The following is a 20,864-nucleotide window of genomic DNA, read 5'->3' as shown; positions in this document are numbered from 1 at the left end:
TAAATATACAAAAGAGGATTTTATGCATAAACTAGCACTATCTGTTACTATTTCCACTTGTTCATTTTGTCTCTGTATGGGGGCAGTATATGAAACTAACACTAATGGAATAGCATCCTTTTCAAATATTAAAAGTAAAGAAGCTAAGAAAGTTAAATTAGGTAGCATAAATACCGTTAATTCTAAAGCTCAAGAAAATAGAACTATCAATAATTATAATATGACACCTAGTTATTACCCCGATCAATCCCCTGAAGGATATAATAACTCTATATATAATAATGAATATCTTCCTTATGATTATGACTATTTTCCTTACGGATGGTATGGGTACAATAATCATGGACGAAGATACTTTAACCAAGCAAATCATAAATTTATTAACTCAAATCAATTTGGAAATCTAAGCCATGTAATGAAAGTAGGAGTAGGAATAAGAGGTGGAGGTCGCAGATAGATTTATATTTATAATTTAACCTATTATTTTATCTTCTTTAATTCTGTTCTTATCTTGTTCATACTTTGATTAATTAACTTATGATAATCATCAGCATTACCTGTGTCTTTGATAGCTATAACAGATATTTGATCAACATGAGTCTCCAACTGTTCAGCATTCATTTTTGCAAGTGCTGTTGGTAAGACGATATACGAAGAAGGTCCTGTGAAACCTATTAACTTAGCAACTCTTTTAGTTTTTAGCTCTTCTTTCTCTGCTTGTCGTTTAAGCCTAGGTTTATCTGCAGCAATATCTAGTTTTTTAATCGCATTATCAACATCTTGAATTGTTAACTTACCATTTGCTTCACGCTGACCATATATAACTTTATTATATTCTGCGAATAATTGAGGACCACCTTGCAAATATGATTCGTTAGCAATTAATGATGCATAGTTAGGAACTTTATTATTAGCTCTCAATGACGATGGATAAGCTTTAAATATAAACTTCACATTAGGCTCTTCACTTACCAGCTTAACCATCTTTGAATAACTTTTCGTACATCTATAACAACCATAGTCATAAAAAACAATCACTGCTTTCTTAGCATCTTTAGGTCCTATTGTAGGAGTCATCTCATCATTTAACAGCTCATTTACAACTGCAGGAATAGCTATAACTCTAGCATAATCAATAGGTCTTTGAACACCAACACTATGCTTATTATTTGTTTTAAGTTCTTGATTAGCTGAACAGCTTGATAGCACTAATGCTGAAATTCCTAAAATAGCTGCCAATACTTTCTTCATTTAATGTCTCCTAAAATATCTCTTACATATTAATTTTAACTATTATTATTTTAACTATTATTTACACTCAATAGCTAGAAGGTCTACAGTAAATAAACGATCTTTAATAAAAATCATACTCAACTATAGAAAATCATGCAAAATTTTAAGCAGCAAATTTATAAAAAAAATACCTTGATATAAGTCTAATTCAAATTAAATTATTTAGGAATAATAAATCAGTAAAAAAAATACACTTTCAGCATATTTTGAAGAAAATGATAAGATTTATACAATTTTTTATTTAGAAAAATCTTAAAGAATATGGTTTTAGATTTGAACTCCAAAACTAGATGCTATGTTTTTGACATCTTGAGGATTCAAATTTTTTATATCTTGAGCATTTAAATCTTTTATTGACTTACCATTTACGCTTATGTTACTTATGGATTTACCATTTATTTTAGTATTATCTAAAAATTGTTGAGCTTTTTTATCCAATCCGGCTTGCTTAGCTACTTGTGAAGCTGTGTTTTTCACAGTATCAACACTTACTAAATTTTTCAAAGAAGATGTATCTAAACCAAATCTAACACCATTTAAGTCACCAGATATAACACCTTTTAAAGTTAAATCAGAAACTTTTTGCTTGAATTGATTGAAGTTGATACCTACATTTTTAAAATCTAACTGTAATGGGATATCAAAGTTTACATTTCTAACCCCGCTAAACTGCCAAGTTCCATTACCAGAGATATCTAAACTATCAGCATCTAAGCCAACACCTTGGATAGTTAAACCTTTTATAGCATCACCAGCTACATTAGCTAAATTAAATCTAACAGTATTATCAACATTAGGCTTATTAGAAATAACTACACCAACATCAAGGTTTTTATTATTTGTCGATTTAATATCAACTGTAGTAGGTTTTGCTAGCAACTCTGGATTTGTAGATATATTAGTAATAATTGCGTTATATAAAGTATCGCCATCTTTATAGTCTTTAACATCAATATTTTGAACTACAAAATTAGGGTACTTATCACGTAAGCTCTCATTTCTAACATTTGCATAGCCATAAACTTGTGCTTGCTCTTTAGGCGTAATAATCTGCTGTCTAACTTGAGAGTCTGTAACTTTAGTTTGATTTGATCTAAAGCTTGATAAAAACTCTACAGCTTCTTTTATATTACTAGCAACATCTTTAACTTCTTTAGCATTATCTTTTAACTGTTGTAAGTCAACTTGCTGTAAGTCACCACTTATTTTTTTGATATTATCAAAAGCTTGCTTCTTAGCTTCTTCAGAAGTTTTTGGAGACTCTTCTTTTGGTGCGGGTTTAATAGTATTAATATATAACTCTCCTTTGGACTCTCTTTGCTTATCTAGAGATACTCCCTCAACAACAACATCTTTTAATGCTATCTGTCTAGTTAGTAGATTTGAGATATTTATACTAGCACTAATAGATTTAGCATAGAACCTATCTTTATTAAGATCTGCAGGATCTGCAGCTCCTAAGCCTGTTATCTTAAGTCTTGCATCACTTAAGTTTAATTTTAAAGAACTATAGTCAACAGTAGCCCCATTTGCTTTGGTCAACTGTTGCTTAATGATATTTGATACTAATGAAGTCTCTAGAATCTGTGGAGCATAGGATATAGCTACAATAATCAATGCAACCAAAATAACACCTGTTATTCTAAAAGGTTGTCTAAATTTACGATTCTTCATTTTAACCCAGTCGATTTTTGCGACATTCTTGCCTAAGAAAATCCAACTAGCTATTTTCACAAAAAAGTTTTTTGTAATACGGTTATATAACTCTGATCCTGTTTGAACTACAGACATTTTTGCAACTATTTTCTTATATATCTTTGCAATAATAACCCCGAAAATTAGACCTAAGATAACCGAAAATACAAACGCCCCTGTGACAAGATAATAATCAAAACCAGCATATGCTATAACTGGAGTGTTGACTAAACTCTTAAATATAGGTTGTGTAAATCCATCAAGTAAAAACTGACCAAATGAAAAGCTAACTACCTCCAAAATAAATGAAAGAGCTTTCGCTATTATCGAAATAAATATAAATACGCCTATATTGATTCTAAGAATAATAACTAAGAACAACACCCCTATAAATAATAAAGGTGAATATGATATTCCCGGAACAAACCCAAATACAAATGCAAACAATGATGTTAGGAGCAATTGAAATGGCGTAATTTTTGAAAAAATAGTCGATTTTATCTTATCAAATATATAACCAAACATTTTTATGTACCTTATTTTTTTAAACTTACTAAACTAACATTATCATATTATAGGAAAATCAAAATATTAAAATAGTATTTTTATCTGAAAAAGATAACCTAAATGTAACCATTTATGCCAATAGCGTGATTATTTAACTTATTTCATAAATCTAATAAATAAATTTTAGCTGTTTATTTAAATAATAAATTTCTAAAAATATAGTTATTATCCGCATAAGAAACATAGCTATTTGCAAGAACAAAATAAATACCATACAATACTCTAAATAGGTAATATTGATGCTTAGAATAAAACCTCAGCTTAATTGAACTTATATGCTGCTTTTTTATTAGAAAAAACAAAGCAAATACGTTATTATTTTACCTGTTATTTACAAATTTTCGTCAAACGATCAAATAAGGAAGAAAATCGATGAACTTACATGAATATCAAGCTAAAGATCTTTTAGAAAGCTATGGTCTAAAAGTTCAAAAAGGTATTGTAGCTCACAACCCTAATGAAGCTGCTCAAGCATTTGACCAAATCGGTGGCAAATTTGCGGTAATTAAAGCTCAAGTACATGCTGGTGGTCGTGGTAAAGCTGGTGGTGTTAAAGTTGTTAAATCATCTCAAGAAGCTCGTGAAGTAGCTGAGAGCCTCATTGGTACAAATCTTGTGACATTCCAAACAGATGCAGAAGGTCAACCAGTTAACTCTGTAGGTGTTTTTGAAGATGTTTACCCTGTAACTCGTGAATTATATTTAGGTGCTGTAGTTGATAGATCCAGCCGTAAAGTGACTTTCATGGCTTCAACTGAAGGTGGTGTAGATATTGAAGAAGTTGCTCACAACTCACCTGAAAAAATTCTTAAAGTAGAAGTTGATCCATTAGTTGGTCTTCAGCCATTCCAAGCTCGTGAAGTAGCTTTTAAACTAGGTCTAGAAGGCAAGCAGATTAACGATTTTGTTAAGACTATGTTAGGCGCTTACAAAGCTTTTGTTGAATGTGATTTTGCTTTATTTGAAATCAACCCTCTTGCTGTAAGAGAAAATGGTGATATCGTTTGTGTTGATGGTAAAATCAACCTTGATTCAAACGCTCTTTATAGACACCCTAAATTATTAGCTCTAAGAGATAAGTCTCAAGAGAATGCTAAAGAGCTTAAAGCTTCTGAATATGAGCTAAACTATGTAGCTCTTGAAGGTAACATCGGTTGTATGGTAAACGGTGCTGGTCTTGCAATGGCTACTATGGATATCATCCAATTATACGGTGGTAAGCCTGCTAACTTCCTAGATGTAGGTGGTGGTGCTACTAAAGCAAGAGTAATAGAAGCTTTCAAACTAATCCTAGATGATGAAAATGTAAAAGCTGTTTTGATTAATATCTTTGGTGGTATTGTGCGTTGTGACATGATCGCAGAAGCAATCATCGATGCTGTGAAAGAAGTGAATGTAACTGTACCAGTAGTTGTACGCCTAGAAGGTAACAATGCAGAAAAAGGTGCTGAAATATTAGCTTCTTCTGGTCTTAAGCTTATCCCTGCTGATGGTTTAGCTGATGCTGCTGATAAAGTTGTAAAATCACTAGGTTAATAAATTAAAACAGTTAAAAGGATATTAAATAATGAGCGTATTAATTGATAAAAATACAAAAGTTTTAGTACAAGGTTTTACTGGTAAAAACGGTACTTTCCACTCAGAGCAAGCTATTGCTTATGGTACAAACATCGTAGGTGGTGTAACTCCTGGTAAAGGTGGTCAAACTCACCTAGATAGACCAGTTTTTAACACAATGGAAGAAGCTGTAAAAGCTACTGGTGCTGATGCATCTGTAATCTATGTGCCAGCTCCATTTGTAAAAGATTCGGCTATTGAAGCTATTGATTCTGGTGTTAAGCTAGTTGTAATCATTACAGAAGGTGTTCCAACTCTAGATATGCTAGTAGTTAAAGAATACTTAAAAGGTAAAGATGTACAAGTAGTTGGTCCTAACTGCCCTGGTGTTATCACTCCAGGTGAATGTAAGATCGGTATTATGCCTGGTCATATTCACCAACCTGGTAGAGTTGGCATTATCTCTCGTTCTGGTACTTTAACTTATGAAGCAGTTGCTCAAACTACTAAATTAGGCTTTGGTCAGTCTACTTGTATTGGTATAGGTGGAGATCCAATCCCTGGTATGAATCAAATCGAAGCTTTAAAACTTCTAGAGAACGATCCTCAAACAGAAGCTATAATCCTAATCGGTGAGATTGGCGGTACTGCTGAAGAAGAAGCTGCTGAATATATCAAGCACAATGTAACTAAGCCTGTTATCGGCTATATTGCTGGTGTTACAGCTCCTCCAGGAAAGCGTATGGGTCATGCTGGTGCTATTATCTCTGGCGGTAAAGGTACAGCTGATGAAAAATTCGCTGCATTTGAAGCTGCTGGTATTGCTTACACTAGATCACCTGCTGAATTAGGTTCTAAACTTAAAGAAGTTACTGGTTGGTAATTTTTATTTTCTAAATATTTTTTCTTTACTTATATTTCAATTTTATAATTTCCAAAAATCTAATTTAAAGTGATAATATAACTTAATCTAAGTTAATAACTTATTATTTTAAATTATGATTAAAAAAATAACCTTATTCTTAAATCTTACAATATTACTCCTAGCTATCAATATGGGGTATTCTTTATCAGAAAATAAAAATATAAATCACCCAGTACTAAAAACATTAGAAAGTGAAAATCACGAACAACCAAAAAACTGTAATACGTTATCAACTACTCTTATGAGCCCTATCTCTTTAATTGGTATAAGTGTAGGAACTATCTTAATGGTACCTGTAGGCCTGCTAGCAGGAATAGCAGGAGGAGCTATGATGTCTCCAATGATGTTTGATAGTGGCGGCTTAAGCGATAATCAATTTATACAACCATTGCAAATAGGTGGCGCTGTTATTTTAGGAGCAGTTATAGGCGCAGGTGCTGGCGCTGTTGAGTTACCAATAACAACAGCATCTACTCTAACTCAAAAGGCAAAAGATAATTGTTATCTGATATAAAAAACTATTTCTTTCTCATATCATCTTTATATATTAAAGTTAGCAAACTAAAGAAAAATCTTTTGCTAATATTTATTTAAACCCTATTTAAAAGTATTAAGTTAGATATAATAAAAACTCCTACCAAGGTATTTTGATAAGACTTATAAGGAAAAAATATGAAAAAAATATTAATAATTGTACTTGGCTTAATTGTTGGATTAAGCTCATTAGCTTTTGCTAAGCCTCCTAAACATTCTAACGCAAGCCAAAGAGCTCAAACTCTACAAGACTTTAAAACCACACCTCAACAATATAAAAACATGAATAAAAATGAAAGAAAACAGTTTGCTAGTAATATGTCTAAAGATGATCTTAAAGAATTTAGAAACAAACACAGTAAAGATAATCTACCAAAGAAACAAAAAGCTCAAAAATACTCAAAAGCAAATAGCTAATTTTTGATTTCTTTACTGATCTATAATAGATGGTACGATACAATTTATAACTAGATTAATTTGTAAACCAATATGTCAAACCCTTCACAAAAAACTGTTTTAGTAACTGGAGCAAGTAGAGGTATAGGACTTGGTTTCGTTGAGTATTACTTAGAAAATGGCTTCTATGTAATTGCAACTTGTCGTAACCCAGCTAAAGCTAATAATCTAAATAAACTTTCCGAAAAATATAAAAAGCTTTGTATAGAAAAGCTCGATGTTACTAACTCAAAAGAACAACAACAACTATTTCAAAAATACAAAGATAATCCCCTTGATATCTTAATCAATAATGCAGGAATTTATCCAGAGCATCATAAGAGGATAAGTATATCAAATACTGATCCTAGCTGGATAAATGATGCTTTTCAAACTAACTGTTTAGGAGCATTCTACCTTATACATAACTTTAAGGATAATTTACTAAAATCAGAAAATCCAGTAGTTATCAACATGGCTAGTCAAGCTGGCTCCATAGAGCAAACAAAAGCTGGCTTTGGTTATTCATATCGTATCTCTAAAGCTGCGCTTAATATGTTAACAAAAACCTTTGCTTCTGAGTGTCCAGAAATAATAACTATAAGTCTGCGTCCTGGCTGGGTTAAAACCTTTATGGGTGGTGAAAATGCTTCTCTTGAGATAGAAGATAGTATCACAGCTATGACTAAACTTATAAGCTCACTTAAGCCTAAAGATTCAGGAAAGTTTCTTGATGCTCAAGGCCGTCAAGAAAAATGGTAATTCAAATATAAATAGTTTAACAAGCCCTACTATACTGATATCCTTAATAAAATATAAAACACATCTTATTTAGTGTAAAAATGACATCATATTCGATAATTAAAAAACTAAGTATTACATGCTTAATTGGAGCACTAATTATATGGGTACTATATCCCTTTATTTATCCAATCTTATTTGCTGCTCTTTTAGCTATAATACTTGCTCCTTTGCAAGTATATCTAGAAAAACATATTGGTAGGCATAAAAGTAGCTTTCTTATAGCAGTAGGAATTTTGTTATGTATTTTTATACCAATGCTGATAGTAATCTCATATGCCATAACAGAGATTATTTCATATTTACAAAACTCTGAGTCTTTATCTCAAACCTTTAACCAGCTCAGTGTTTCGATAGCAAAGATACCGTATGCGGGTGAATATCTTCAGCAACATTTTGATAAGCTTATAAATGCAATCAAGCATGATAAAGAAAAAATAATTTCAAACCTTGGTCAAGCATTGCCAGCAATCAAATACATCGGCTCTACATCTGTAAGTTTATTAACGGATTTTTTAATAACTATCTTACTGGTCTATCAATTTTTAGTAAGTGGCACAACTGTAGAGAAATTTTTTAGAAATGTTGTTTTAAAAGACTTTAATGATAGTGATAGCTTTATCTCCACAGCAATTATAACAACACGTAGAGTTAGTTTAGCAATATTTTTAACGGCGATGCTTGTTGGAGTGATTATGGGAATTACTTACTCTGCAATATCTATACCTAGTCCGATACTATTTGCTTTTGTCTCAGCTATAGCCTCAATGATTCCATTTATGGTTGGTATTGTTTATATACTTTTAGCTGCTTCTGTATTTGTAATATATGGTGCTACAAAGGCTATCATTATTTTAGTCGTCGGTTTTGCACTAAATATTTTCACAGATAATATTATGCAACCTAAAATTATCAATAAACAAGTCAAGCTTAGCTTTGTTGCTTCATTAATTGGTATTATGGGAGGAATCCAGGCTTTTGGCTTTATCGGAATATTTCTTGGCCCTGTAATATTTAACGTAGCTTTTGTAGGTATCGAAAAGCTAATGGATAACTCAAGAATTTAAAGAAAGACACTTGATTGAAAGTTTCTTTTCTAAAATTAAGCATTTTAGAAGAATGTTTTCTAGATTTAATAAAACCATTTCGGTACATTTAAAAATGATTGAATTAGCTTGTGTCTTTATCTTGCTACGATGTAAAATTATTTTTGTGCACAGAACCTAGATAATATCAGCACCCCAAACTTTATTAGATGTGTCTATAACAACTTGATTAAAATCATTTTTAAATCCATCAAGTAAATATGGACATTTCTTGTGTTGCTTATTAATAACAATTGTCTTTTTCTTCTAATATAGTGCATTATACCCGTAAGCTCCTTCACACTCTTAACTAGCTTTCTGCCAATATTAAAAGCTTATAGCTTACAAGTCGTCTTGAGCAATTCTTAATAATAAAAATCTTTCTAAAATCAGTATTTTTTACTAAGGACATTATAGTAATTTAATGTAAAATAGGCTTTTATTAAATACTTTATTTTATTAAATATGATATTAAAAAATTTCAAGCAAATATTTTTAACAGTAATATTCTGTGGCGGACTATTCAATTTTATAATAATATATGCATCTGATATACCCAAAAATAGTAATCCTATTATAATTGCTCATCATGCTGGTGGAGGAGATTGGCCAGAAAACACAATTTATGCAATAAAAAAATCACAAAAATACACAAATTATATCAACTTAACATTAATGTTATCCAAAGATGATGTTCCTTTTCTATTTCATGGATTTGACTTAGCAAAAACTACTAATGGAGTTGGTAATCCTGAAAATAAAACTATCGAAGAGTTAAAAAGACTTGATGCTGGATATGAGTTTAAAAAGAATAATAAATTTATATATAGGAATAAAGGAATAAAAATACCTACACTTAATGAAGCACTAAAAATCAGGGATAAAAATACAATATTTATACTTGATATTAAAACTAATAAATATAAAAAACTTATTCATATTATTATTCATAGTTTTACTAAAAAAGACTGGGAGAAAACAATATTTTATTCAACAAACAGTAAAGCTTTAAAATATTTACAAAACTTACACCCAACTGCTCAAGTTTTTCAAAATAGAAATCTAACTAGAAAAACTCTTCTACAATTATATTTAAAGCAAAATATACCAGAAGATAAACTTAATAGTGATCACACTAACTGGATGGCTTTTGAGAATAAACGTAATATGGAAGTTTGTGAAGAGTTCACTTTAGGGAAAAGTTGTACAAATATTATTTTTAATAATTTATGGAATAGAGAAACTGTTAAAAAAATAAAAGAATCAAATCCTAGTATAAAATCAGTTATGATAGGTGTAAACACTATCTCAGAATACAATTATGCTCAATCTATTGGAATGTTTGGAATCTATACTGACTATCCTATATTGATAAGTAGCAACGATTAAAAGTCTATTTTTTATATTGAAGGTCTAGAGTACTAATCTTGATTAATCCTGAGGAAAAGCCTCAAAACTATGTACCTCAGCTAAATTTTCTTCCCACTTTGCTCTGCTAGCTGTGAAAATATGTGCTGTTGGCTTAATTGTTATATCATCATCCAGGCTACCGGCAGGAACAACAACTAAACCTAAATCTACTACTTCAATCGGCACAGCTGAACCACATTCTTTACAAAAACTCTTTGTATGTCTAGTTGAAGGTAACTTAAAATTCTTAACTAATTCTTGCCCAGAATTCCATTTTAAGTTTGCATTTTTTGAAAAAAGGTTAGCTGCATGTGCTGATCCAGTATCTTTACGACAATAAGAACAATGGCATAGAAAAAAGCTCTCAAAATCACCATCTAATTCAAAACTTACACTACCACATAGACAAGACCCTTTAACGCTCATCGTTTTACTTCCAAAATGATTTATATAAATGTTGAATGATTATATGAGTTAAATTTATAGATATCAAACGCTAAATAATAATGACTTATAAAAAAAGTTTGGATAGAATGAATTTTACTGTTTTTTTATTTAAAATCATAAATGGAATCTCTTAAACACCCCAAAGGACTCAAATTTTTATTCTTCGCAGAGATGTGGGAACGCTTCAGTTACTATGGATTAGCAGCAATTTTAATCTTATACATGACTCAAAAATTAAACTTCACAGATGCAAATGCTGCTTTGATATTTGGTAGTTATGTAACATTTCTTTATATTACTACAGCAGTTGGTGGTATCTTAGCTGATAGAGTAATCGGCTATAGACGCTGTGTACTAATAGGCGGTATTTCAATTATATCGGGACATATAATCATGGCACTATCTGGATCTAGTGATACTGCCCTATTTTTAGGTTTAGGATGCATATCCGCTGGTACAGGATTTTTCAAAGCAAATGTCTCAACGATGGTTGGTAGACTTTATGATGATAAAGAAGCGTTACGAAATTCTGGCTTTGCTTACTTTTATACAGGCATCAACCTTGGAGCTGTAATTGCAACTTTTGTTGTTGGTTATGTTGGTGAAAAAATTGGCTGGCACTATGGATTTAGTTTAGCTGCTTTTGGTATGGCACTTGGATTAATATTTTTTGAATCAGGTAAAAAGCATTTTCCTAAGAGCTGTGATGAGCCTAACTTTGAGATTATGAAAAAGAATTTATTCCTAGGTTTAAACGTTTGGTACGCTATAATTTTGTTTGTAATAGTTTCAGCATGTATTTTTGCTTATCTAATAGCACATCCGACAGAATCAATGGTAATAATTTCATTATCTGGAATAGTTCTATTAATCTATCTGGTTTCACTATGGAAGTCACTCGGAAAAGCTCAAAAGACTAATATCGCAATATTACTAATACTTTCAATATTTATGCTATTTTACTGGTCACTAAGCAACCAAACTTCTATAAGCATACCACTATTTATAAAAAGTAATATTGATCTGCATATTTTAGGTTTTGATATGCCAGTAACTACACTTATGGCAACACAGCTAACATTGCTAATAATTATAAATCCATTCTTTGCTATTTTATGGCAAAAGCTTGGACAGAAAAATAAAGAGCCTTCTGATGAGCTGAAATTTGTGCTTAGCTTAATATTTCTTGCACTATGCTTTTTATTCTTAAGCATAGCTGGATCAATAGCTGGTCATGCTGGTCATGCAAATGTAATATGGCTATTACTATGCTATTTAATGCTAGTCTTTGGTGAACTATGTATTTCACCAGTTGGTTTAGCGCTTGTTACTCGACTAGCTCCAGAGCATTTAAAATCTACAATGATGGGAGTATGGTGGACGATCAGTGCTTATGCAGGATTTTTTGGTGGCGTAATAAGCTCACATATAGCGGTTACAAAGAACACTCCAGCAAGTAGCTTTGCATCAGGATATTTTAAACTTTTTATTGCAGCAACTATTGTGGCTGTTATATTACTTGCGTTAACTCCGATATTAAAAAAACTTACTAAACTTAGGGTATAAAAATGATTCTAATTGCGAATGATGAAGGTCGTGGTGGCGTACCTGAAGCTTTTAAACGACTCCAAAATAAAGAAAATGGCCTTCGGGCTATGATTGAAGGTATCAAACTTGTAGAAAATGACACAACTATAAAAACCGTTGGTAGAGGATCTTGGCCTGATATCCTAGGCAGTGTAACTTTAGATGCTTCTGTAATGGATGGTGATGATTTGCGTACAGGATCTATAGGGGCTCTTAAAGGTTATGCTAACCCTGTAGAAGTAGCTTATGAAGTAATGCAAAGACTATATCATGAGATATTAGTTGGCGAAGGTGCTAATAAATTTGCTAATGAAATTAATGCTACAAAAATTAATAACCTATTACCTGAGATAGAAAAAGCATGGCAAGAGCATTTAGACAAACATTTAAGTGCTGAGCAAAGAGCTAAATTTCCTAATATACCTCTAATTGAACTAAGTAAATACTCGCTAGACCCTGAAAAGGTTTTTGATACTACTGTATATTTATCAAAAGACCACAACAATACTATATCATCAGCGACAAGTACTTCTGGTTGGGCATGGCGCTACCCAGGTAGGTTAGGTGATAGTCCTATTATCGGTGCTGGATCATATGCTGACTCAAGATATGGCGCCTGTGCTTGTACCCATACTGGAGAGATGGCTATTCGTTGTAGTACAGCTAGATCTGTAGTTTTATATATGAAAATGGGAATGTCTGTAAAAGATGCTGTACTAGAAGCAGCTAAAGATTTACGTCATCTAAAAACTGGTTATGTTGATGAGCTAACTATTCATGCTATTGATAACAAAGACAACCACTATGTAGCTAGTTTTAAAGGTAGTGAACCAGTTTATTACTGGGTTTGGAAAGATAACATGATTGAACCAGTTAAAAAGCAAGCTAGATTGGTTCTGTAATATATACCTTTTAATATTTCATCTAATAGCTATAGTTCCCCTATTTTTAATTTTATAAGTGTATTTCTAATTATAGATTCACTATAATCAATATATTTAGTACAAAAATATAACTCAATGAAAAAGCTGTTTTTATCAATTTTAATTATAACGTTATCTCTTGGTATTTCTTTCTCAGCAGAAAAAGATTATTTTGGCATGTCTAAAGAACAAGCTAAACATACTATACTATCAAAAGACATATACAATGCTAAATTAACATATCCATACCCGGCTTGGTTTAGTACTGGCTTAGTAGGTGATGTCTATCGATCTCAAAAAGGGCTAAGTTCTTTATATGAACAAATCCCTATAGGTCAAAAATTTGATAGCTGGAATGAGATCTATACAATAGCAGGGATATATGACAAGGATAATAAAATTAGTCTTTCTCAATATCAGTCTTTTGTTCTAGGTGGTTTCTCAAAATCATGTAATCATAATATTAAAATTGTTAATGCAGTAAAAACTAAATCATCTAGTATGGCAATTTTACTATGTGGATCTTTATCAGATAAAAACCTAAAAGTTTATAAAAACCAACCAGGAGAAGTGGCTATATTTAAATTCATAAAGTTCGAAAATACATTAATCCAAGTTGGACAAGAATGGAAAACAAAACCTTTTGACGCTAATAAAATTAATAATTCAGACTTTCTAAATAAAGCATATAAATATACTGGTAGCAGACAGAATTTTAGACTAGCTTTCCAAAAAATGCATAAAAATGTTAGTGTTACACAAGCTACTACAAAACCGGACTAATTTAAATCTTAAACCTATATAATCTCTTATGAAACCTGTTAATGTTATAACTATATTTAAAAAGCACATTAGCGACTAGCTGTACTAAGCAGTTTTGCATACCCCCTCTTGAAAGGGGTAACATTTTAATAGCGGAGTGGGTGGTGCCATGAAAAAAGTATGTCGCTATAACTTAGGCGAAAAACCCTTTTATATTTTAGTTTATAACTTCACCTCATATAAATTTAAGTCAAAACTCATACCGTCAATAACTCTATAATCTTTTATAGAACCTACCATTACACCACCGGCTCTTGATATTACAGCTATACCTGGTTTATTCTCATCAAGACATGTAATTTTTATTGTTTGAATTTTTCTATTTTTTAAATATTCTTTGACTGATAGTATTGCTTTTGATACAACTCCAAAACCTTGAGCTGATTTAGCTAACCAATAACCAATTTCTGCTTCAGCTATCTGATGACAAATATATTTTATATTAAATACTCCAACAATTTGACCATTTAATATAATCTTAAAACATTCAGCATTCGATGATGTTTTCTGTATCCTGTTAGAGATATATTTTCTTGCAGATTCAATACATCTAACATCATCAACCCAATGTAAATAATAAAGTGCTTCCCTATTCTCATTAACTAACTCTAAAAGCTTTTTAGAATCATTTATCAATAACTTTTCGAGAGAAATATTTTCTGAAACTCTAATCACCCAATCACTCTATACCCAAACCAATCAGGTTTTAAATTATACTCTTCATCACTTGGAATTAGATGAATATATTTACCACTTATAGAACTAAGCTCTAAACAATCATCTACTTCCATAAGATTATCTTTATGCTGATGTAATGAGTTTTTTAGCAAACTTTTCTTAGCTTTATCTTTTGCTTGTGTTTTATCTATAGCAACAAATAATGCAAACTCATGCAGTTCATTTAGCTTAGATTCATCATAACCACCAAGATTGACAAAATATAGCTTCTTATCAGATTTCTGAGGTTTATCTTGGAGAGATATTTGATATCCATCTGCTCCTTTTACAGCTTTGTAACTATCCAAATGTAAACCCTTGACTGTACCAAACCAGTTTTGCCTAAGTTGTTCGTAAGTATCTTCGATAGTATTACCAATTACAAACTGTACATCATGTAACTCAATATTTGCCTTTGGCGCACTTCCACCTAGATAAACTATAAATAGTTGACTCATAATAACTCTATAAAATAAATTTACTTAGAGTTATTATAACTAAACTACAGGGATCATGTCATGTTGAACTTATCTTACAATTAAACTACAGCCTACTACTTTCATAGTTAATCCTAAAAAAATATGTCATTGTATGACTTGATCGTAGAATCTAAGTTTAAGACTCAAAATATGCAGAAAACTATAGAATGACAAAATAGTTTCAAAAGACTTTAGGTATATGTTTTTTGCTACAAATGAGTTTTGAATAAAGTATTTATTTTGTCTATTTTAATAGGTTAATTTATCGTCATATATACAGCTTTCATATGTTTACAATATTCCTTATATTTACTGTTATAGTCGCTGTTATTGACTTTTACATTCGAAGCATACAAGCCAGAAAAAACTACACTCAAAAAAATTATACAAAATATTTTTTTCATTATTACTTACCCCTTATTTTATTGAATATGCATCAAAACTCTCAGACTTAGTGTTTTATAATTTTGACTTTTTCAAACTAAAAACAATTGTATGACAAAATATTAATTTTATGTATAGACAATAATAAACATCAATGTGCAAATTTGATTATATAGTGGCAAAGTAGCCCTATTTATTTAGTCTACATTCAAAAGACTATTAGACAAATATTAACATTAAGAATTAGATTAACATTATTAATGAAACTATAAACATCAACGAAACATATATAGCCTTTAGTATATTTTGCTCTAAAACATTTACTAATCTAGCACCTATCAAACTACCTAAAACACATGGGATAATTGTAGATAGAAATACTGGTGTAACTAAATATCCTATATGATCTGCACTAACTCCACTAATTGGTATTCCCATGATAATTAGAAATAAACCTACAATCGCAGAATATGTAAATACTAATATTACTGATGTCCCAATAGCTTTTCTAAGATTTATACCCGCACTTACAAAAAATGGCACATTAAAAACTGATAAGCCTAGAAATGCGGATATAGCCCCAAGAAAGGTTGACATGCTATTGAACTGATATTTCTTAAAGTTTATTTTCTTTGAATTTTGAATATTAAATCTCATCATCCATATAGCTATTATAAATACAGCTATAGCAAATATCTTCTTCAGACTCTCGCTATTTGTAAATACCATCAAGATAGCACCTATAAGCACCCCTATAATCATAAAAAATATGCATGACTTATAGAGTACAAAATCAACATTTTTATATCTTATATGTTTTATACTAGAGATTAACCCAAGTGTAATAGATGCACACGATCCTGTAGCTATAGTCATCTGCATTTTATGATCAAGCATTGGGTAAAAATGTGTTATTATCCAGTATATTGTCGGTACTGATAAAAGTCCAAAACCACCACCTAACATACTAGAAAGTAGACTTGCGACAAAAGAAAATATTACCGATATAATTATTACCATAATTGGCTTCCTAATGATTTATTTTAATACTAAATTATCTCGATGATTTATCTGAGCATTCTAAGTTAAAGATCACATATTCTCACCTTGGAATAACCTCTAACATCACAAAAAACCTGACAGCTTTTATATAAAATACAAAGTATATTCTGCCATTAGAATTTGATAGATTATTAATACGACTAATTATTATAAATCGTATCTAAACTTCTGATCATTTTCTAATAATTAGCTATGTTTTGGATTTATCTTTGCTGTGAGGATATGATCTTGCCATTTTCCTGCTATCTTAAGATATGATTTAGCTAAACCCTCTTTCTCAAATCCTAGCTTTACTAATAGCTTTTCACTACGAATATTATTCACAATATAATTAGCCATAACTCTATGCAAACTCAACTCATCAAATACATAACTAATCGTGACTTCTAAAACCTCTGTCATTAGACCTAAACCTTGATATTTCTCTGCAATAGAATAGCCCAAATTACATGCTTGAAATACTCCGTAAACAATATTTGTAAAATCACAAACTGCCATTATTTCATTTTCATCTTTATTCAAGGCAACAAGTTTTAAAGTAGCTTTACTCTCAAACTCTTGCGTAGCTTGTTCTAAGATTTTAGAGAAGTTTTGTAATGTATAATAACTTTCATCCCTTACAGGCTCCCATGGAGCTAAATGTTTGTTATTTTCTATATAGTAATCTAACATTAGTTGAGCCCTTGTTGGCTCTAATAATTTGATTACGGTTCTTTGCGTATGAATTTCAATACTCATAAGTAAAGTCAAAACTATCTATTAAAATCTAAGTATACCAGGCATATAAGATATTATTAACTTAGTGATAAGCCATCTAAGTGTTTTTTATAATTTAATGTATATTCTTCTACTTTTGGATCTTTCATTACATCATTACAGATAAATGTAGGTAATGGAGACATTCCAAGAAACTGATGCGCTTTATGAAAATGTAAATATACTCCATCTACCCCAACACCTTCAAAGAATTGATCCTTGTCAGTAAAAGCTTCCATAGGAGCATTCCAAGTCAAAGATAACATATATTTTTTGCCCTGAAGTAACCCACCAGAACCATATTTTTTAGTAGCATCATAGCGAGATCTTCCATCACTTGCATATAATGCACCATGCCCTGTTGTTAGGACTTCATCAAGATATTTCTTAACAATCCACGGCGTACCCATCCACCAACCTGGCATTTGATGAATTATAGTATCAGCCCAAAGCCATTTTTGTATTTCTTCATCAATGTTATAACCACTATCAATGTTAGTAACTTTTACATTATAGCCAGAACTTATTAGATGACTTTCTGATAGATCTGCTAAATATTGATTAAGGGCGCCTTTTGAGTGACCAAAATCTTTTTTACCATTTATTATAAGAATATTTTTCATTATAAATCCATATTTTTTTATTTTGATAATAAACACTTAATTAATAAATTATTTCAACTAGAAATATAATAACCTTTTAACTTTTTGATAACTTTAAAGTTCTATATTTCAAAATAAATAATAATCCAGCTCCAATCAAAGAGATGATTATTCCAGAAATAATACTACTAGAATAAGCAAATCCATAAGCTATAGGCAACCCTCCTAAAAAAGCACCTAAAGCATTTGCTATATTAAAACCTGCTTGGCTAACAGCTGAGCCAAACATTTCTGCACCTTTGAATACTTTTATCAATAATGTTTGAATTGATGGAGCTAATCCAAAAGCAAAAAAACCTATGCCAAAACTTAATACTACAGAAATAAACTTATAGTCTATTAGCAAATAAGCTAATAATAAAACTACTAATAAGCCTATTAAACTAGCTATAGTAGCATTTAATGCTCCTATATTATCAGTCAACCTACCACCATATATATTTCCGCTAAACATTCCCAAACCTACAAAAAATAATACATAAGGAATGAAGTTTTTAGAAACATGGGTGATATGTATCATCATCGGAGAGATATAACTATACCAAGCAAATAATCCAGCAAATGCCAATGATACTACTCCAAATGCTAACCATGTATCTAGTTTCAACATAACTTTAAAAGTTGATGTTGAGCTTTGGGCATGAGAGTTTTCTTTGTTCAAATCTACATGAGGTATCCATAAAATAGTGGTAATAGTTGTAATGATACCTATCAAGCCAACTATAACAAATGCAGCCTGCCAACTTGTAACTAAAACTAAATGTGTTGCTAAAGGTACTCCAATAATATTTGCTATTGTTAATCCTGTAAACATCAGTGCAATCGCTAAAGATTGTTTACCTCTGTCAGCTACCTCCATAGCTACGATTGCTCCTACTCCAAAGAAAGCTCCATGAGGTAGCCCTGAAAGAAACCTAGTAATCATCAAAAAATTATAACTTGTTGAGAAAATAGATAAACTATTAAATAAAGCTATCATAATACTTAATACTATTAACAATGACCTAGGGCTAAGTTTTTTTGAAAACAATACTAACGCTGGAGCGCCAACAATAACACCTAATGCATATACACTAATCAAATGTCCTGCTTGAGGAATACTAACATGAAAATACTGTGATATCTGAGGCAAAATCCCCATCATAATAAATTCTGTAACCCCTATAGTCAAAGCTCCTAACATTAAAGGAATTAGACTTTTTTTCATAATAACTCTCCAGCAGATAATAAGATTAAGATATTTGTGTATCTAATTATTAAATTTTATAGAACTATGAGTATTATACTTTTTATATTTTTAATGATAATATGCAAAATAGTAAAAGTACTTTTTATAAAAACTAAAAAATGAAAATGTTATATGAACTAAAGCTCTTTGTCGCTGTAATAAATCATGGCAATCTATCAGCTGCAGGAAGAGAGTTTTATTTATCTCCAGCAAGTATTAGCAATAAGATTAGTGCATTAGAAGACTATTATGATACAAAGCTACTAGTCAGAACAACTAGAAAAATAGAAGTCACAAAAGCTGGCGAAATGCTTTATCAATCAGCAATAAAACTTCTAGAAGAGTTAGATTGCATAAAAGAAAATATTCAAGCTAATAAAAATAAAGCTGAAGGCATTATTAGATTAACTATACCTTTTGACCTTGGTGAACAGTTTATATTACCGATATTAGATAAGTTCAGTGAGATCAACACTAAAGTCAAATATGATATTCTTTTTACAGATGATGTAGTTTCTTATAACCAATTTCCTTTTGATATAGCTATTAGACAAGGTAACTTACAAAATAGTAATTTTATCGCAAAAAAATTAATTAAAAGTCATAGAATATTATGTGCAAGTCCCAAGTATCTAGATAAAACAAATATCACCAATATTAATGATATAAATATTTTAAAAGACTGTGATTTTATTACCCTAAAAATAAACGGTACTGCAATTAAAAACTGGTATCTTATAGATCCTCAAAATAATAAACTTGAAATCAATTTAAATCCTTCTTGTATTGTTAATAATGGCTATATAAGTCGTAAAATGTGTCTAAGAGGATATGGAATAGCTTCAAAATCATACTGGGATATAAAAAAAGATTTAGACTCTGGAAATCTTATTCAAATATTACCAAACTATAAAGTAACTCTAAATGCAAATGATAAGCCTGATAATATGATTAGTTTGGTATACCCTTTTAAACAATTCCAACCATATCGAGTAAGAATGTTAAAAGAGTTTATAATAGAGAACTTTCCAAAATAATACTAAATCACAAGCCCTAGCATTTCACCCCATACATTACTCTTATAATCGAAGCTAAATAATGATTAACTTATATCTAAATAAGCTCCTAAAGTATTTGCTATATTAAAACACTAACTAAAATTTAAGTAATATTAAATAATAAAACCCATTATTATTGACAAGTCTAATTTAGAATAAAATGTCCATAATTGATTATAATTAGTCTAATTTTTGATATCTCTACAAAAACCATTTTTATATTATTTAATATATAAATATGATACAGAGATATATTATGAGAAAAATATTACTAATTTTAATGATTTTAGTTTTACCTTTTAGTTATGCGGTAGCTATTCAAAATATGAAGCATATCGAGAAAATAACATTTATAAGCAAACAAAATATTAAACCAAAATGTATTAAACTTAGAAATATGGAAGATAGAGCCTCCGCTATTAATGTAGTGTAGGTAC

General features: G+C 30.6%; 22 protein-coding genes. 13 read left to right on the top strand and 9 right to left on the bottom strand.

The annotated features are described in order from the left end of the window. The first annotated feature begins 22 nt into the window (after positions 1–22). Positions 23–457 carry a hypothetical protein gene (locus tag F3D62_RS01135; protein ID WP_150466420.1) on the top strand — a complete coding sequence of 145 codons (435 nt, stop codon included), beginning with the start codon at positions 23–25 and terminating at the stop codon, positions 455–457. Positions 458–480: 23 nt separating this feature from the next. On the opposite strand, the gene F3D62_RS01130 is transcribed toward F3D62_RS01135, so the two are convergent. Together F3D62_RS01130 and F3D62_RS01125 are read right to left on the bottom strand one after the other, a co-directional pair. Next, positions 481–1,251 (bottom strand): thioredoxin domain-containing protein, encoded by a 771-nt coding sequence (locus F3D62_RS01130; RefSeq protein WP_150466419.1) that lies wholly within the window; start codon positions 1,249–1,251, stop codon positions 481–483. A 309-nt stretch (positions 1,252–1,560) separates the two neighbouring features. Then, a complete protein-coding gene (locus F3D62_RS01125) occupies positions 1,561–3,513 on the bottom strand; it encodes a TIGR03546 family protein (RefSeq protein WP_150466418.1) in 1,953 nt (650 codons plus the stop codon). A 414-nt stretch (positions 3,514–3,927) separates the two neighbouring features. Between F3D62_RS01125 and sucC the strand changes: the two genes are divergently transcribed. The 7 genes from sucC (at position 3,928) to F3D62_RS01090 (ending at position 10,281) form a co-directional block, all read left to right on the top strand. Next, the gene (gene sucC, locus F3D62_RS01120) at positions 3,928–5,091 is read left to right on the top strand and encodes an ADP-forming succinate--CoA ligase subunit beta (RefSeq protein ID WP_150466417.1); all 1,164 of its coding nucleotides are present in this window, start codon (positions 3,928–3,930) and stop codon (positions 5,089–5,091) included. A 31-nt stretch (positions 5,092–5,122) separates the two neighbouring features. Then, entirely contained in the window at positions 5,123–5,995 is an 873-nt protein-coding gene (gene sucD, locus F3D62_RS01115) for a succinate--CoA ligase subunit alpha (protein WP_150466416.1), read from the top strand. A 115-nt stretch (positions 5,996–6,110) separates the two neighbouring features. Continuing rightward, positions 6,111–6,551, top strand: coding sequence for a hypothetical protein (locus tag F3D62_RS12680; RefSeq protein WP_191092506.1), 441 nt, complete (start codon positions 6,111–6,113; stop codon positions 6,549–6,551). Positions 6,552–6,709: 158 nt separating this feature from the next. Next, positions 6,710–6,988, top strand: coding sequence for a hypothetical protein (locus F3D62_RS01105; RefSeq protein WP_150466415.1), 279 nt, complete (start codon positions 6,710–6,712; stop codon positions 6,986–6,988). A 72-nt stretch (positions 6,989–7,060) separates the two neighbouring features. Next, positions 7,061–7,768, top strand: coding sequence for an SDR family oxidoreductase (locus F3D62_RS01100; protein WP_150466414.1), 708 nt, complete (start codon positions 7,061–7,063; stop codon positions 7,766–7,768). A gap of 80 nt (positions 7,769–7,848) precedes the next feature. Continuing rightward, the gene (locus tag F3D62_RS01095; protein WP_150466413.1) at positions 7,849–8,874 is read left to right on the top strand and encodes an AI-2E family transporter; all 1,026 of its coding nucleotides are present in this window, start codon (positions 7,849–7,851) and stop codon (positions 8,872–8,874) included. Between the two features lie 483 nt (positions 8,875–9,357). Then, positions 9,358–10,281, top strand: coding sequence for a glycerophosphodiester phosphodiesterase family protein (locus F3D62_RS01090; RefSeq protein ID WP_150466412.1), 924 nt, complete (start codon positions 9,358–9,360; stop codon positions 10,279–10,281). A 42-nt stretch (positions 10,282–10,323) separates the two neighbouring features. On the opposite strand, the gene F3D62_RS01085 is transcribed toward F3D62_RS01090, so the two are convergent. After that, a complete protein-coding gene (locus F3D62_RS01085; RefSeq protein WP_150466411.1) occupies positions 10,324–10,728 on the bottom strand; it encodes a GFA family protein in 405 nt (134 codons plus the stop codon). A gap of 141 nt (positions 10,729–10,869) precedes the next feature. Here F3D62_RS01085 and F3D62_RS01080 point away from each other — a divergent pair, with 141 nt between their 5' ends. The 3 genes from F3D62_RS01080 (at position 10,870) to F3D62_RS01070 (ending at position 14,042) form a co-directional block, all read left to right on the top strand. Beyond that, positions 10,870–12,315 carry a peptide MFS transporter gene (locus F3D62_RS01080; protein WP_150466410.1) on the top strand — a complete coding sequence of 482 codons (1,446 nt, stop codon included), beginning with the start codon at positions 10,870–10,872 and terminating at the stop codon, positions 12,313–12,315. Positions 12,316–12,317: 2 nt separating this feature from the next. Next, on the top strand, positions 12,318–13,238 hold the full coding sequence (locus F3D62_RS01075; protein WP_150466409.1) for a N(4)-(beta-N-acetylglucosaminyl)-L-asparaginase: 921 nt from the start codon (positions 12,318–12,320) through the stop codon (positions 13,236–13,238). Positions 13,239–13,355: 117 nt separating this feature from the next. Beyond that, on the top strand, positions 13,356–14,042 hold the full coding sequence (locus tag F3D62_RS01070) for a hypothetical protein (protein ID WP_150466408.1): 687 nt from the start codon (positions 13,356–13,358) through the stop codon (positions 14,040–14,042). Between the two features lie 201 nt (positions 14,043–14,243). On the opposite strand, the gene F3D62_RS01065 is transcribed toward F3D62_RS01070, so the two are convergent. The 6 genes from F3D62_RS01065 to F3D62_RS01040 all read right to left on the bottom strand — a co-directional run bounded on the left by F3D62_RS01065 (position 14,244) and on the right by F3D62_RS01040 (position 19,348). Continuing rightward, a complete protein-coding gene (locus tag F3D62_RS01065; RefSeq protein ID WP_150466407.1) occupies positions 14,244–14,756 on the bottom strand; it encodes a GNAT family N-acetyltransferase in 513 nt (170 codons plus the stop codon). Continuing rightward, positions 14,753–15,256, bottom strand: coding sequence for a DUF1543 domain-containing protein (locus tag F3D62_RS01060; protein WP_150466406.1), 504 nt, complete (start codon positions 15,254–15,256; stop codon positions 14,753–14,755). Before F3D62_RS01060 ends, F3D62_RS01065 begins: the two co-directional genes overlap by 4 nt. A 648-nt stretch (positions 15,257–15,904) precedes the next feature. After that, positions 15,905–16,681, bottom strand: a complete 777-nt coding sequence (locus tag F3D62_RS01055; RefSeq protein ID WP_150466405.1) for a sulfite exporter TauE/SafE family protein — start codon at positions 16,679–16,681, stop codon at positions 15,905–15,907. A 228-nt stretch (positions 16,682–16,909) separates the two neighbouring features. Continuing rightward, a complete protein-coding gene (locus F3D62_RS01050) occupies positions 16,910–17,461 on the bottom strand; it encodes a GNAT family N-acetyltransferase (protein WP_150466404.1) in 552 nt (183 codons plus the stop codon). Positions 17,462–17,517: 56 nt separating this feature from the next. Continuing rightward, positions 17,518–18,102, bottom strand: a complete 585-nt coding sequence (locus F3D62_RS01045; protein WP_150466403.1) for an NAD(P)H-dependent oxidoreductase — start codon at positions 18,100–18,102, stop codon at positions 17,518–17,520. A gap of 76 nt (positions 18,103–18,178) precedes the next feature. Further along, entirely contained in the window at positions 18,179–19,348 is a 1,170-nt protein-coding gene (locus F3D62_RS01040) for an MFS transporter (RefSeq protein WP_150466402.1), read from the bottom strand. A gap of 140 nt (positions 19,349–19,488) precedes the next feature. On the opposite strand from F3D62_RS01040, the gene F3D62_RS01035 reads away from it, so the two are divergent. Then, complete coding sequence (locus F3D62_RS01035; protein WP_150466401.1) at positions 19,489–20,406, top strand: LysR family transcriptional regulator; 918 nt, start codon at positions 19,489–19,491, stop codon at positions 20,404–20,406. 277 nt (positions 20,407–20,683) lie between these two features. Beyond that, on the top strand, positions 20,684–20,860 hold the full coding sequence (locus F3D62_RS12675; protein ID WP_191092505.1) for a hypothetical protein: 177 nt from the start codon (positions 20,684–20,686) through the stop codon (positions 20,858–20,860). The last annotated feature ends 4 nt before the right edge of the window (positions 20,861–20,864 follow it).

Source organism: Francisella sp. SYW-9, from assembly GCF_008711465.1.
In the GTDB taxonomy this organism is placed as follows: domain Bacteria; phylum Pseudomonadota; class Gammaproteobacteria; order Francisellales; family Francisellaceae; genus Francisella.
The sequence above is the reverse complement of the archived record's forward strand: the minus strand, read 5'-3'. Positions and strand labels throughout refer to the sequence as shown.